Raw genomic sequence first — 13781 nt, forward strand, 5'->3', positions numbered from 1 at the left:
ATGTGATCCCCCGTAGCTCAACTGGCAGAGCATGCGACTGTTAATCGCAGGGTTATTGGTTCGAGTCCAATCGGGGGAGCCAGGGAACCCGTCGGCACGTGGTGTCGGCGGGTTTCGTCGTCCTGCGGTCGCGGTATGACACGCCTGCTGATGGCTGATACTGACGTCATCCACAAAGATGATAAAGTTAGTGCAGATTCAGTCGGAGTGCGTCTCGGAGGCGCGGAACCAGGGAGTGCGCGCGCGTGGAGACGTCGATCGTGAAGGCGTGGATCAGGGTCGTCGGCGTCGCTCTCGCTGTTGCGCTCGTCGGCAGCCTCGTGGTCGTGGCGCTCACTCACTCCCCGGGCAACGGTGCCCGCAAGGACCGGGCCGCCGAGCCCGTCGTGGAGGGGCCGGTGGCCACGGCCGCGGTTGCCGAGGGGTCCGCTCTCCCCGCGAAGCTTCCTCGTCAGCCGAATGTCGTGCTGGTCATGGCCGACGACATGCGGGTCGATGACCTGGCGTTCGCCCCCAACCTGCGCAAGCTGATCGCCGACCACGGCGTCACCTTCGAGAACTCGTTCGCGCCGTTCCCACTGTGCTGCCCGAGTCGCGCGTCCTTCCTGACGGGGCAGTACGCGCACAACCACAAGGTCTACTGGCACGACCCGCCGTACGGGTACGGCGCCTTCGACGACTCGAGGACGATCGCCACCTCGCTGAAGGCCGCCGGGTACCGCACGGGGTACCTGGGCAAGTACCTCAACCGCTACGGGCTCGCCAGCTCGAAGGTGACCGGCGAGCCGTCGCTCACGTACGTCCCCAACGGCTGGGACGACTGGCGTGCGGCGGTCGAACCGCCGGCCGACTCCGAGGTGCACGGCCAGACCTACGACTACATGGACACCCCGTTCAACGTGAACGGCACGATCGACAACGACTACCGCGGCGTCTACCAGAGCGACGTCATCGGCGACATGTCCGTCGACATGGCCCGCAAGTTCGCCAGGAAGAAGGACCCGTTCTTCTTCTACGTCAACTACGTCGCCCCGCATCACGGTGGACCGAACGCGGCCGACGAGCCGAAGGACGTGCGCGACGAGGACGGTCACGAGGTCAACGTCGTGACGCCCGGTGTCCCGGACTGGGTGCGCGGCAAGTTCGACGACCGGATCGACCGGGCGTCGGGCGTCGCGGCCACCGGTGAGCAGATCGAGACGGACTTCAGCGACAAGCCGCCCGCCCTCCGCCAGCGGATCCAGCCGTTGGGCGACGAGGCGAAGGACGCCCTCCGGTTCGCCACGCGGCGCCGCGCGGAGGCCGTCTACGTGATGGACCGCAACATCGCTCGCCTGGTGGCCGAGCTCCAGCGGTCCGGTGAGTGGGAGAACACCGTCTTCGCCTTCACCTCTGACAACGGGTTGATCCTCGGCGAGCACGGTCTCGGCATGACCAAGGTGCGCGCCCACGAGCCGTCCCTGCGGGTTCCGATGCTGGTCACCGGTCCCGGGCTCCGCACCAAGCAGAAGCGGTACGACCCGATCTCGACGGTGGACCTGACCGCGACGATCCTCGACCTGGCGGACGCGAGGCCCCCGCACCGGCCGGACGGCGTGAGTCGGGTCCGGACGCTGGTGAAGGGTGACCAGGGCTGGACGGCTCCCGTCGTGACCGAGGCGGTCTTCACCTCCCGCGGCCACGACCCGGCCTTCACCGACCTGCGCAGCACGATCGGCATCCGGGTCAGTCGGTACTCCTACACACGCTACAACGACGGGAACACCGAGCTCTACGACCTCGTCGATGACCCGCGCGAGGACCGAAATGTCGCCGGCGATCCCGAGTACGCCGAGGTGCAGGCCGCTCTGGATGAGCTGTGGCCGCGCATCAAGGACTGCCGAGGGAGGGCCTGCGCGCCGGACCTGGCGCCGCTCCTGGCGGCCGACCCGCGGAAGAACGCCGCGAACACCACGACGTACTGGGACGAGATCCTCGCCGCCTACGGCTGGGAGTAGCTCAGCTCGATGACGTGGCGTCGTCCTGGGAGGACGGTTCGCCCTCGTCCTGCTGGGGCGCGGTGCCCGGCGGCAGCTGGTCGGTCCCGGGCTGCGGCATGATCTGGCCGCCACCCGGGCCACCCGGGCCACCAGGGCCGGGGAAGTCGCCGCGGCCCGGACGTTCGATCCGTTCCTGGCGGTCGGGGCCGTCCTGGTCGTGGCCGAAGGCGAGCGAGCCGAGCACCCCGGCTCCGGCGCCGAGGATGACCGACGCGAGGGCGACGGCGAGCACCGCCCGGAACTGGAACGCGCGATCTCGCCAGCGCACTTTCGGGGGCGCCGCCGGTGCCGCCGGTGCCGGGGGAGCCAGGGGTGCCGACGGTTCCGGGGGTGGTGCGATCGGTGCGGGATCGGGCGTCGGGTCCGGCTGGCCGGGCGTGTTGTCGTTGTCCATGCACTCACCGTGGGCGTCGCTGCTGTGCGCCGACTGTGACCGCCCGATGAGGGAGCGATGCAATCCTTGCGGATCGCACAAGACCCTCACAGGAAAGACACAGGCTGGTGGCACAGTCTGGTGCCATGACCGAGACCGCCACCCGCCCCGACGGCACCCCGCTGCGTGCCCTGGTCGTCGATGACGAGATCAACATCGCCGAGCTCGTGGCGATGGCGTTGCGGTACGAGGGCTGGGCCGTCGAGACCGCGCACACCGGTGGCGAGGCCGTGGCGGCCGTGCGTGGACATAGCCCCGACGTCGTCGTGCTCGACATGATGCTGCCGGACTTCGACGGCATGGAGGTGCTGCGCCGGATCCGGGCGGACGACCCGTCGGTGCCGGTGCTGTTCCTGACCGCGCGCGACGCCGTCGAGGACCGTGTGGCGGGGCTGACCGCCGGCGGCGACGACTACGTCACCAAGCCGTTCTCGCTCGAGGAGCTGGTGGCGCGCCTGCGCGCGCTGGTCCGACGGGCCGGTGCGGCCGTCGAACAGGACCGATCGACGCTGGTCGTCGGCGACCTGCTGATGGACGAGGACAGCCGCGAGGTCACCCGCGGCGGTGAACAGATCGCTCTGACGGCGACCGAGTTCGAGCTGCTGCGCTACCTGATGCGCAACCCGCGCCGGGTGCTGAGCAAGGCGCAGATCCTCGATCGCGTCTGGAACTACGACTTCGGCGGTCAGGCCAACGTCGTCGAGCTCTACATCTCGTACCTGCGCAAGAAGATCGACGCCGGTCGCGAACCGATGATCCACACCATGCGTGGTGCCGGCTACGTCCTGAAGCCGGCGGCCTGACCGTGCCCCCTCGACTGCCGCTGCCGCTGCCGCGCTCGCTCACGTCGCGGCTCGTCGTCACGGCGGTTGCGCTGGTGGCCGTGGTCTCGCTGCTGATCGGAACCGTCACCACCCTCGGCATGCGGGCCTGGCAGACCGACCGCCTGGACGGCGACGTGCGTGCTGCGCTGATGCGGGTCAGCCGGGTGCAGGACAACTTCCCGCCACCGGGACCGGTCGGGGGTGTCCCGGGCCCTGGTGGCGGGTTCCGTGAAGTCGACCTGGTGGCCGCCACCTTCACGGCGGCAGGTGACCAGTCGGGCTCCGTGACCCTGGATCGCGCGGGTGGGCGGGTGAGCGTGGTGGCTCTCGACGACGACGCCCTGGACGCCCTCGAGGAAGCGACGAGCGGGGGACCGCGGACGGTCGACGTGCCCGGTGTCGGTCGCTACCGGGTGCATGCCGCGAGGGACGGCGACGGCACGACGGTCGTGGTCGGCCTGCCCACCGACGACGTGGACGAGGCGACGATGTCCCTGGTGCGGTGGGAGCTCGTGCTCACCCTGCTCGGCATCCTCGCCGCCGCCCTCGCCGGTTCTGCCGTCGTACGACGTCAGCTGCGCCCGTTGCGCGAGGTGGCCGCCACGGCGCACGCCGTCGCGGAGCTGCCGCTCGACTCGGGCGACATCGGGATCACCGAGCGGGTGCCCGAGCACCTCACCGACGTCCGCACCGAAGCCGGCCAGGTGGGGGCAGCCCTCAACCAGTTGCTCGCCCACGTCGAGTCGTCGCTCTCCGCGCGGCATCGCAGTGAACAACAGGTCCGCCAGTTCGTCGCGGACGCATCGCACGAGCTGCGGACCCCGCTGACCACGATCGCCGGGTACACCGAGCTGGCCCGTCGCCGCGGCGACGCGGAGACCTCGACGATGGCGCTGGGGAAGGTCGAGGAGGAGGCGGGCCGGATGACCGCGCTGGTCGAGGACCTGCTGCTGCTCGCCCGCCTCGACGCCGGCCGCCCCCTGGCGTCCGACCCGGTCGACCTGACCCGCCTGCTCCTCGAGGCCGTCGACGACGCTCGTGTGGTCGCGCCCGATCACCGCTGGAGGATCGTGCTCCCGGACGACGGAGAGCCGATCGAGGTGACCGGCGACGGACACCGGTTGCACCAGGTCGTGACCAACCTGCTCGCGAACGCCCGCAAGTACACCCCGCCAGGGACGACGGTCACCGTGACCGCACGACCGGAAGGGTTCGACGTGCACGACGACGGTCCGGGCTTTCCGCCCGACCTCGCCGCCACGGCGTTCGAACGCTTCACGCGGGGGGACGCGTCGCGGCACCGTTCCGACGGCATCGGCCTCGGACTGGCGCTCGTGCAGGCGATCGTGGCCGCGCACGGGGGGAGCGTCGCCCTGTCCAGTGCACCCGGTGACACCCGCATCACGGTCGTGATCGGCTCACAGGCTCCCCACAGTCGCACCTGACGGATCGCACAGACCGGCCCGACAGGGTCGGGCTCGTGAAACGACTGCTCCAGCACGTGCGCCCACCGTGGCGCCGCCCCCGCCGACTCGTGCTCGTCCTCGTCGCCCTGGTCCTGCTCTCGGGCGCGGCAGGAGCCTGGCTGCTCCTGCGCGACGATGCGCCGGCAGCGGCGGCGTCGACCACGGCGACAGTGGCGACGCAGACGTTCAAGGAGACCGTCACCGCCAGCGGGACGGTGGCCGCTGCGACGACCGCCGATCTCGCGTTCCCCGTCAGCGGGACCGTCACGGACGTCTTCGTCCAGCCGGGGGACAAGGTCCGCAAGGGGCAGAAGCTGGCCGCGATCGACGACACCGTCCTGCGGGCCGAGCTCGCGGCTGCCCAGAGTTCTCTCGACGCCGCGCAGGCGGCACAGTCCGAGCATCTCTCCGACGGTTCCTCCGTCGAGCAGACGGCGGCTGACGAGGCTGCCGTGGTGGCAGCCGAGTCGAGCCTGGCCCAGGCCGAGGAGGCCGTCGACGATGCGGTCCTGCGCTCGACGACGGCGGGCACCGTGACGGCCGTCGGCCTCGAGGTCGACGACACGGTCGGCACGGGCGGTGCCGGTGGCAACGCCGACACGTCGACCGACACCTCCACGGGCACATCCACGGGCACCATCACCGTGGTCTCGACCGGTCGCTTCGTGGTCGAGGCGTCGGTGGCGAGCGGCGACGTCGAGAAGGTCACCCAGGGCCTCCAGGCCGAGGTGACGGTCAGCGGCATCGACGGCACGGTCTACGGCACCGTGCAGGAGGTGGGCCTCGTGGCGGAGACCGATTCGAACGGTGCCGCGGTCTTCCCGGTGACCATCGCGATCACTGACGAGCGCGACGACCTGTTCGCTGGTACGTCGGCCGACCTCGCGATCATCGTCAGCCAGCGCGCCGACGTCCTGAGCGTGGACAGCCGGGCCGTGCAGAACGACGGCGACACGACGTACGTCGACAAGGTCACCGACGCGGCGACCGGCGCCTCCACGCGGACCGAGATCGAGATCGGTGAGACGAACGGCATGGCGACCGAGGTCGTCTCCGGGCTCGTCGCCGGCGACGTCGTCGTGGTTCCCGGCTTCGCCGGGCCGGGCGGTGGCGGTGGGAACCAGGAGATGCAGGACATGATGCGCGAGCGGATCGAGCAGGGCGGCCAGCTGCCGCCCGGCGGCTTCATCCAGGGCCCGGGCGGCGCCCAGTGAGTGCGCTGATCGCGCTCGACGGCGTGCGCAAGACCTATCGATCGGGATCGGTCGAGTTCGAGGCGCTGCGGGGCATCGACATCGCCGTCCAGACGGGGGAGTACGTCGCCGTCATCGGTCCGTCCGGCTCCGGGAAGTCGACGCTGATGAACATCCTCGGCTGCCTCGACGTGCCGACGGAGGGCCACTACGTGCTGGCCGGTGACGACACGTCGCAGCTCGACGAGGCGGCCCTGGCCGCGATCCGCAATCGACGGATCGGCTTCGTGTTCCAGCAGTTCCACCTGCTCGCGTCGATGCCGGCGTGGCGCAACGTGGAGCTCCCGCTGATCTACGCAGGCGTTTCGCGTGCCGAACGACGCGAGCGCGCGGAGGCCGCGCTGGCCCGGGTCGGACTCGCCGACCGGCTGGCCAACCGACCCGGCGAGCTGTCGGGCGGACAGCAGCAACGGGTTGCCGTTGCGCGGGCCCTCGTCACCGAACCCGACCTGCTGCTCGCCGACGAGCCGACCGGCAACCTCGACTCCGCCTCCTCCCGGGACGTGCTCGCGCTGTTCGACGAGCTCCACGACGCGGGCCGCACGATCGTGCTGATCACCCACGAGCCGGATGTCGCGGCTCGTGCCGGTCGCAACCTGGTCATCGACGACGGACTGATCACCAGCGACCGCGCGATGTCGACGGTCCGTGGAGTGGGACTCCGATGAGCTGGTGGGAGACCGTTCGGTCCGGCCTGGCCGCGATCCGGGCGCACCGGCTGCGCTCGGCCCTCACCGTCCTCGGCATCGTCATCGGCATCTCGTCGGTGATCCTCACCGTCGGCCTGGGGCAGGGTGCGCAACGCGAGGTCGAGGACCAGATCGATGCGCTCGGGTCCAACCTCCTCATCGTGTCCCCGGGCAGCAGCACCAGCAGCTCCGGCATGCGCGGCGGCTTCGGCTCGGCCTCGACGCTCACGTTCGCTGACGCCACGGCGATCGCCGATCCCGACGTCGTACCCGATGCAGCTGCGGTGGCGCCGGCGACCACGAGCTCCGTCGCGCTGGTCAACGGCACCACCAACTGGACGACCTCGCTGGTCGGTACGTCGACGGCCTGGCCCCGGGTACGCAGCAGGGAGCTCTCGGCGGGGCGGTTCTTCACGGCTGCCGAAGCCGAACAGGGCGCCGCTGTCGTCGTACTCGGGCCGGACACGGCATCGGAGCTCTTCGGGCGGCGGAGCCCGGTCGGTCAGCAGGTCACGGTCAACGGCACCCGGCTGACCGTGATTGGAGTGCTCACCTCGTCCGGTGCGTCGGCCAGCGGAAGCAGCGAGGACGACCTCGCGGTGGTCCCGGTGTCGACCTCCAGCCGACTGACCGGCAGCACGGCCGACACGGTGTCGACCATCTATGTCGAGGCGACCAACGAAGACGTGCTGTCGGCGGCCTACCAGGAAGTGCAGGCCCTGCTGGCCAACCGGCACGGCGTGACGACCGCGGACGCGGACTTCTCCATCGCCACCCAGGCGTCGCTGGTGGAGACGGCGAACGAGACCAACCGGACGTTCACGGTGCTGCTCGGTGGCGTGGCCGGCATCTCGCTGCTCGTCGGCGGGATCGGCGTCATGAACATCATGCTGGTCTCGGTCACCGAACGGGTGCGCGAGATCGGGCTGCGCAAGGCGCTGGGTGCGGCCCCGCGCGTGATCCGGCGCCAGTTCCTGGTCGAGGCGTCCCTGCTCGGACTGACCGGTGGCGTCGTCGGCGTCCTGATCGGTGTCGTCGGCGCCCAGGTGCTGCCGCGGTTCATCGACCAGGCCGTGGCGATCTCCGCGGTCGCGACGATCGCGGCCCTCGCCACCGCGCTGGCCCTGGGTGTCGGCTTCGGCGTCTACCCGGCGACACGGGCCGCACGGCTCACCCCCATCGACGCACTCCGCAGCGAGTGAACGTGACTCCCATGGCTGACCCCCGATACCCGCAGAAGAAAGCGACTCCCATGTCCCTGAGCTCCCCGGCCCTCCCGCTGCGCCCGATCGGCGTGATGGCGACGGGCGTCGCCCTGGCCGCCCTGCTCGCCGGCTGCGGCAGCGACGACGCCACCGATCCGGCGGCCGCCGTGACGTCCGGTGCCCCTGCAGGGGCACCCGCTGGAGGACCTGGCGGGATGCCCGGAACGTCCGGCGAGATCGCGGCCGTGAGCGGCGACACCCTCCAGGTGCGCAGCCAGATGGCTGGCCAGGTCGCTGTCACGGTCACCGACGCAACGACGGTCACCGACCAGGCGGCGGGCACGTTGGCCGACGTCGAGGCCGGCGTGTGTGTCGTCGTACGAAGTGCCGGGACGGGAGACGCGTCGGCGACGGAGACCGCTGCGCCGACCGAGGTCGACGCCGCGACTGTCGCGGTCGTGGCCGCGGGTGACGACGGCTGCACAGCGGGCGGGATGTTCGGCAGCAGACCGGGCGGCGGCGAGCGACCGACGGACCTGCCGAGTGACCTGCCGACCGACCGTCCCTCGGGCATGCCGGACGGAGCCCGGATGGGCGGATTCGGAGCCAGCGGTGAGGTGACGTCGGTGACCGCCACAGGATTCGTCGTCAAGGGGAACGACGGTGATGTGACGGTGACGGTCGGGAGCGACACGACGTACACGAAGCAGGTCGACGCGGACGCGACAGCACTGACGGTGGGGCGCTGCGTCCGCGTGGACGGTGACGCCGACGACGCCGGTGCGGTGACCGCCAGGACGATCCAGGTCAGTGACGCGGTGAACGACCAGTGCGGGCGCTGATCCGGGCCCGCCGCGTGGCGCTGCCGCTGGCAGCGCTGGCCCTGGCGGGCACAGGAATTGCTGCGTACGGCGCCGTGGCCGACGAAGCGCCGCAGTACCGCACCGTCGCGGCCAGCGTCGGCGACGTCGACCAGGTGCTCAGCCTGGCCGGGGTGATCGAGTCGAGTGGCCGGTCCGACCTGGCCTTCGGCGCGAACGGAACCGTCGCCAGGGTGCCGGTCGCGCAGGGCGACCCGGTCGACAAGGGCGACGTCATCGCTGTGCTCGACCGGGCGGCACTCCGGGCAGCGGTCGATCGGGCGAAGTCCGATCTCGCAAAGGCGAAGGCACAGCTTGCCGAGGACCGTGACGCGCAGGCTTCCGCGGTGTCGACGGCGGCGACGTCCACCACCGACACGTCCTCGGTACCGACTCCGGCAGCCAGGTCGTCAGCAGAGCCGACGAAGGACACCGGTTCGGGCAGCCCCGGGAACGCCGCCCTGCTCGCCCGGTTGGCCGCCCAGCAGGACGCGGTGATCGCCGCCCAGAAGTCAGCGAGCGCTGCCCTCGCGACGGGCGCCGAGGCGCTGACCACGCAGCAGCAGGCGTGCGCGGCGAGCGACACGCCCGCCGAACCGACGGGCACGCCGACGGAGGATGCGAGCGACGACGCGTCCGAGGACCCGGGTACGTCGAGCGGAGTCAGCGATGAATGCCAGGCGTCTCTGGCGGCGGTGCAGTCGGCGCAGGCCGCGACCGCGTCCGCGCAGGCCGTGCTCCAGACCGCGCTCGAGACCCTCGGCGCGACGTTGACGGCCGCTCTCGGGACGGTGGAGGAGCCCGACCAGGACGGCGCCGATGACACTGCCGATGACAGTGGCGACGACAGTGGCGACGACAAGGCCGACACGGGCGCTGCTGCTCCCGGTGCCGGGGACACCACCGGCTCGCCGGACGGCCAGGCCGCCCGAACCGTGACGGCCGCGACCCTGGCGCAGGACCAGGCGTCGATCGACCGATCGGCAGCCGACCTGGCCTCGGCGCAGGCGAGCCTCCGTGCAGCCGTGGTCCGTGCACCCGCTGACGGCACGGTGTTGTCCCTCGCGGTCGCGCCCGGCGGATCGGTCTCGAGCGGCGACACCGTCGCGATCCTCGTCGCGCCCGGCCTGACCACGGTGTCCCTCGAGGTCACCGCCACCCAGGCCGCCCAGCTGAAGGCCGGCGCCGAGGTCGACGTCACGCCGGCCGGCGCCAGCGCGTCGCTGAAGGGTTCGATCAGCCGGGTCGAGAACGTCCCGGCCAGTTCGGATTCAGGGGAGGACCCGACGTACTCCGTCGAGGTGACTCTCGATGAGCGTGACCTCTCGCTGCCAGACGGCATTCGTGCCGCAGTGGCCGTGGTGGTGGGCAGCGCCGACGACGTCGTCACCGTGCCGGCCTCGGCCGTCGTCGACGGCGCCGTGACCGTGCTCGACGCAGGCCAGGCGCGGCGCACCCGCGTCACCACGGGCATCGTCGGCAGCACCGAGGTCGAGGTCGTCGACGGGCTCGATGCCGGCGAGGAGGTCGTGCTGGCGGACCTCGGCGCCGACCTCCCGTCGGCCGACAACGAGGACCAGGGTGGTGACCGGATCGAGTTCGGCGGTCCGGGCGGGTTCTCGGGCGGCGGGCCGCCGAGAGGAGTCGTGCCCGGCCGTTGAACCACGCCTGCGGCACCATGGATCGCAAACCGCTGGCATCCGGCCGCAGTCTGGGTCACGCTGCGCTGGTGAGCACGTGGACGAGCGCCGTGTGGGGAACCGACGAGTTCCTTGCCGAGCTGTGCTCGTTCGTCGGTCCTGCCGTGGGCGTTCCCGACCGCATCGAGCGCCTGGCCGACCAGCCCTGGTCAGCGGTGTGGCGCGTCACGGCAGGCGGCACGACGTCGTACGCGAAGCAGAACTGTCCGGGCCAGGCCCATGAGGCGAGGATCGTCCAGGGCCTCGCGGAGGTCGCTCCCGAGTACGTCGCCCCGGTGCTCGCCGTCGACCCCGACCGCGACCTCCTGTTGACCGCTGACCTCGGCTCGACCTGGCGCGACCAGGGGCACACGGCCGACGTGGACCTGTGGTGTCGCGTGGTCGCTGACGCGGCCGCCCTGCAGCGTCGTGCGATCGCGAGGGCCGGCGGATGGGGCCTCACCGTGCTCGCCCCGGCGGACGCGACGACGTACGTCGCCAACGCGGTGGGTCGCCTGGCCGCGCTCGACGCCGGTGACCCCCGCAGGCTCGAACCCGCCATGGCGGCGCGGCTCCAGGCCCTGTTGCCCTCGGTCGAACGCTGGGCGGACCTGGTCGAGGAGGTGGACCTGCCGTTCACGCTCGTCCACAACGACCTGCACCATTCGAACGTGGTCCTGGCCGATGGCGCGACGCGGTTCTTCGACTTCGGCGACGCGGTGCTGAGCGAGCCCCTCGGCAACCTGCTGGTGCCCCTCGACACCGCGCGCGACGAGCTCCGTGCCCCACCCGACGACCCACGGCTCTGGCGGATTGCCGACGCGGCGCTCGAGGTGTGGAGTGACGTCGTCCCGGTCGCCGCGCTGCGGGCGGCGCTGCCCTCCGCGCTCCAGCTGGCGCGGCTCGCGCGCGTCGAGTCCTGGCGGCGGTGCGTGGCGACGATGACCGCCGACCAGCGAGCGGTCTGGGGATCGGCGCCGGCTGCGTGGCTGGGGACTCTGCTGGAGGCCGCGCCGGTCGGGACGACTCCGCGTGCGGGGGTCAGGGGATGAGGAGCCAGCGGCCCTTCGATCCGGTGCCGGATGCGGCCCTGTCATAGGCGTCTCCGGCGTCGGACAGGTGGGAGCGTCCAGCGATCCGGGTCTGGACGGCGCCGACGGCGGCGAGCGGCAGCAGTTCTGCGAGGGCGCGCCCGTTGGGTACGACCTGCACCGTACTGACCGTGACGCCACGTTCCGGCGTCGGCGACTGTCCCGGCTTGAAGCCCACGTAGCGGCCGCCGTCGCGCACCAGCGCGAGTGCAGGGGCATGCAGTGCCGCGGCATCGAGCACGGCGTCGTACGTCCCTGCCAACGCGGTGATCACCTCGCCGTTCGCCACCTGGTCCTCGGTGCCGGGGCGAACCAGCGACGTCACCGACCAGCCCTCACGTCGCGCGAGCTCGACCAACCACCCACCGATGGCGCCCGCCGCACCCGTGACCAGCAGGCTCCCGCGCTCTGGCCCGAGCAGGTCGAGCGACTGGCGCGCGGTCAGGGCGCTCAGCGGCACCGCCGCGGCGATCTCCAGGTCGAGCTGCTCAGGTACGACGGCCACCGCCGTGGCGGCCACGACGACCTCCTCCGCGTGGGCGCGGGCGGGCGCCGTGATGTCTGCATGGAGCCCTGCCACCCGGTCGCCGACAGCAAGTCCGTCGACTCCGGCGCCGACCTCGACCACAGTCCCGCTGAAGTCGAATCCGAGTCCCACCTGATCCGGAAGACCGAGCTCGACCGGGTGGGTCGACACGAACGCATCGAAGTAGGCGAACGCCGCGGCGGCCACGGCGACGCGGACCTGCTTCTCGGCGAGGTCGGGTTGGACGAGGTCGGCGAACTGCGGCCGATCCGAGCCGCGCTGGGCGATGAGTGCCTTCATGATTTCCTCCTGGTGTGGTTGTGCCACCAGTGTTGGAGAGTTACTCTCCGTTGGGAAGTAGGCACTTTGAAGTCGGCACCGCACCCGGAGGTACGTCGTGGCAACCCAGCAGGCCGAACACTCGTACAACGCGTTCAGCGCGCACTGCCCCAGCCGCCGGCTGCTGGACACGATCGGTGACAAGTGGGCCAGCCTGGTGATCGTCGCTCTCGGGCTGCAGGGACCGCTGCGCTACACCGAGCTCTCGAACCGGATCGCTGGCGTCAGCCAGAAGATGCTCACCCAGACGCTCCGCAACCTGGAGCGTGACGGACTGCTGACCCGCACCGTCACGCCGTCGGTCCCCGTTCGTACCGACTACGAGCTCACCCCGCTCGGTCAGTCGCTGATCGAGACGATCCGGCACCTCAAGGACTGGGCCGAGGAGCACATGGGAGAGGTCGACGACGCCCGTGCCTTGTACGACGCGCGTGACGCTACGCCCCGCGCGGTGCGTACATGATCACGGCGACCCCGGCGAGGCAGATCAAGGCGCCCACGACGTCGTACCGATCGGGCCGGAAGCCGTCCATTGCCATGCCCCAGGCGAGCGACCCGGCCACGAACACCCCGCCGTAGGCCGCCAGGATCCGGCCGAAATGGGCGTCGGGCTGGAGCGTGGCGACGAATCCGTAGAGGCCGAGGGCGATCACGCCGGCGCCGATCCAGATCCAGCCCTTGTGCTCCCGCACGCCTTGCCACACCAGCCAGGCGCCGCCGATCTCGGCGAGCGCGGCTGCGGCGAAGAGGGCCAGCGAGCGCAGGGTGTTCACGCCGCCATGGTTCCAGAGAACCTGCGGTGGAGTGAGGATGAGCCTTATGGTCAGGGCGTGGCACGGAAGCGGGAGACAGCCGTCAGCAAGCACTTGATGTGGTTGTTCGTCCAAGCCGTGTTCTTTGGGCCTGCGGTGTTTGGCGCTTCCACCTGGCGGGAGGCGAAGTACTCGTCATGGGGTTACTGGGCGTTCTCGATCTTCCTTGCCGTCTGGCTGAGCTATTGCATCGTGCGCAACGTCGTCCTGATGTGGCGTGCGCCGATGAGCGAAGCCCGCAAGTCGCACGTCGCCCCGCTGTTCGCGGTGGGGTTGCTGTTGGCCCTCCTTGGATCCGGACCTTTGCTGGAGGGGTCGGCCGCTGCCAAGCCGTCGGGGCTCGTGCTCGTGGTCGTCGCCCTGTTCGCGTTGGCCCTTGGAGTTCGCGAAGTGGTGCGCCTACGTGTGAGCAGGGATCACGTTCCGGAGCCACTGAATGCTTTGCAGGGCTGAAGAGCTTCGGTGGGGCTGAACAGCTTCGGTTGATGGGTGACAGATCAGTGTCGGTTGATCGTTGACACTCAGTTCTGAACTTTACGGCGGCGTTGGCCGCCGGGAACTTGTG

The 13781-nt window shown here is 70.8% G+C and carries 14 protein-coding genes and 1 tRNA gene; 12 read left to right on the top strand and 3 right to left on the bottom strand.

Annotated features, from left to right (window positions below):
* The first annotated feature begins 6 nt into the window (after positions 1 to 6).
* Both ACOACQ_RS11540 and ACOACQ_RS11545 read left to right on the top strand, forming a co-directional pair.
* Positions 7 to 82, top strand: a tRNA-Asn gene (locus tag ACOACQ_RS11540).
* Positions 83 to 245: 163 nt separating this feature from the next.
* Positions 246 to 1997: a sulfatase gene (locus tag ACOACQ_RS11545; protein WP_378597687.1), complete on the top strand. Its 1752-nt coding sequence runs from the start codon at positions 246 to 248 to the stop codon at positions 1995 to 1997.
* A gap of 1 nt (position 1998) precedes the next feature.
* On the opposite strand, the gene ACOACQ_RS11550 is transcribed toward ACOACQ_RS11545, so the two are convergent.
* Complete coding sequence (locus ACOACQ_RS11550; RefSeq protein ID WP_378597686.1) at positions 1999 to 2433, bottom strand: hypothetical protein; 435 nt, start codon at positions 2431 to 2433, stop codon at positions 1999 to 2001.
* A gap of 125 nt (positions 2434 to 2558) precedes the next feature.
* On the opposite strand from ACOACQ_RS11550, the gene ACOACQ_RS11555 reads away from it, so the two are divergent.
* The 8 genes from ACOACQ_RS11555 to ACOACQ_RS11590 all read left to right on the top strand — a co-directional run bounded on the left by ACOACQ_RS11555 (position 2559) and on the right by ACOACQ_RS11590 (position 11500).
* Positions 2559 to 3275, top strand: a complete 717-nt coding sequence (locus tag ACOACQ_RS11555; protein WP_378597685.1) for a response regulator transcription factor — start codon at positions 2559 to 2561, stop codon at positions 3273 to 3275.
* Positions 3276 to 3277: 2 nt separating this feature from the next.
* Complete coding sequence (locus tag ACOACQ_RS11560; protein ID WP_378597684.1) at positions 3278 to 4741, top strand: sensor histidine kinase; 1464 nt, start codon at positions 3278 to 3280, stop codon at positions 4739 to 4741.
* 35 nt (positions 4742 to 4776) lie between these two features.
* The gene (locus ACOACQ_RS11565; protein ID WP_378597683.1) at positions 4777 to 5976 is read left to right on the top strand and encodes an efflux RND transporter periplasmic adaptor subunit; all 1200 of its coding nucleotides are present in this window, start codon (positions 4777 to 4779) and stop codon (positions 5974 to 5976) included.
* Entirely contained in the window at positions 5973 to 6683 is a 711-nt protein-coding gene (locus tag ACOACQ_RS11570) for an ABC transporter ATP-binding protein (protein WP_378597682.1), read from the top strand. Before ACOACQ_RS11565 ends, ACOACQ_RS11570 begins: the two co-directional genes overlap by 4 nt.
* Complete coding sequence (locus ACOACQ_RS11575) at positions 6680 to 7906, top strand: ABC transporter permease (RefSeq protein ID WP_378597681.1); 1227 nt, start codon at positions 6680 to 6682, stop codon at positions 7904 to 7906. The genes ACOACQ_RS11570 and ACOACQ_RS11575 overlap by 4 nt, the downstream gene beginning before the upstream one ends.
* A gap of 11 nt (positions 7907 to 7917) precedes the next feature.
* Positions 7918 to 8751: a DUF5666 domain-containing protein gene (locus ACOACQ_RS11580; RefSeq protein WP_378597680.1), complete on the top strand. Its 834-nt coding sequence runs from the start codon at positions 7918 to 7920 to the stop codon at positions 8749 to 8751.
* Positions 8739 to 10430: an HlyD family efflux transporter periplasmic adaptor subunit gene (locus tag ACOACQ_RS11585; protein ID WP_420288320.1), complete on the top strand. Its 1692-nt coding sequence runs from the start codon at positions 8739 to 8741 to the stop codon at positions 10428 to 10430. Before ACOACQ_RS11580 ends, ACOACQ_RS11585 begins: the two co-directional genes overlap by 13 nt.
* Before the next feature lie 68 nt (positions 10431 to 10498).
* Positions 10499 to 11500 (top strand): phosphotransferase, encoded by a 1002-nt coding sequence (locus tag ACOACQ_RS11590; RefSeq protein WP_378597678.1) that lies wholly within the window; start codon positions 10499 to 10501, stop codon positions 11498 to 11500.
* Here ACOACQ_RS11590 and ACOACQ_RS11595 read toward each other — a convergent pair.
* Positions 11490 to 12365 carry an alcohol dehydrogenase catalytic domain-containing protein gene (locus ACOACQ_RS11595; RefSeq protein ID WP_378597677.1) on the bottom strand — a complete coding sequence of 292 codons (876 nt, stop codon included), beginning with the start codon at positions 12363 to 12365 and terminating at the stop codon, positions 11490 to 11492. The genes ACOACQ_RS11590 and ACOACQ_RS11595 overlap by 11 nt on opposite strands.
* 97 nt (positions 12366 to 12462) lie before the next feature.
* Here ACOACQ_RS11595 and ACOACQ_RS11600 point away from each other — a divergent pair, with 97 nt between their 5' ends.
* On the top strand, positions 12463 to 12867 hold the full coding sequence (locus ACOACQ_RS11600; protein ID WP_378597676.1) for a winged helix-turn-helix transcriptional regulator: 405 nt from the start codon (positions 12463 to 12465) through the stop codon (positions 12865 to 12867).
* Here ACOACQ_RS11600 and ACOACQ_RS11605 read toward each other — a convergent pair.
* Positions 12842 to 13177 carry a YnfA family protein gene (locus ACOACQ_RS11605; RefSeq protein ID WP_378597675.1) on the bottom strand — a complete coding sequence of 112 codons (336 nt, stop codon included), beginning with the start codon at positions 13175 to 13177 and terminating at the stop codon, positions 12842 to 12844. The genes ACOACQ_RS11600 and ACOACQ_RS11605 overlap by 26 nt on opposite strands.
* Before the next feature lie 57 nt (positions 13178 to 13234).
* On the opposite strand from ACOACQ_RS11605, the gene ACOACQ_RS11610 reads away from it, so the two are divergent.
* The gene (locus ACOACQ_RS11610) at positions 13235 to 13669 is read left to right on the top strand and encodes a hypothetical protein (RefSeq protein WP_378597674.1); all 435 of its coding nucleotides are present in this window, start codon (positions 13235 to 13237) and stop codon (positions 13667 to 13669) included.
* The last annotated feature ends 112 nt before the right edge of the window (positions 13670 to 13781 follow it).

This window comes from Nocardioides sp. CPCC 206347, assembly GCF_048654605.1.
Classification (GTDB): domain Bacteria; phylum Actinomycetota; class Actinomycetes; order Propionibacteriales; family Nocardioidaceae; genus Nocardioides.

Bases quoted from the DNA above. Each gene is read 5' to 3' on its own strand.
- ACOACQ_RS11555 (WP_378597685.1), top strand. From the start codon at position 2,559: ATGACCGAGACCGCCACCCGCCCCGACGGCACCCCGCTGCGTGCCCTG.
- ACOACQ_RS11550 (WP_378597686.1), bottom strand. From the start codon at position 2,433: ATGGACAACGACAACACGCCCGGCCAGCCGGACCCGACGCCCGATCCC.
- ACOACQ_RS11580 (WP_378597680.1), top strand. From the start codon at position 7,918: ATGGCTGACCCCCGATACCCGCAGAAGAAAGCGACTCCCATGTCCCTG.
- ACOACQ_RS11575 (WP_378597681.1), top strand. From the start codon at position 6,680: ATGAGCTGGTGGGAGACCGTTCGGTCCGGCCTGGCCGCGATCCGGGCG.
- ACOACQ_RS11595 (WP_378597677.1), bottom strand. From the start codon at position 12,365: ATGAAGGCACTCATCGCCCAGCGCGGCTCGGATCGGCCGCAGTTCGCC.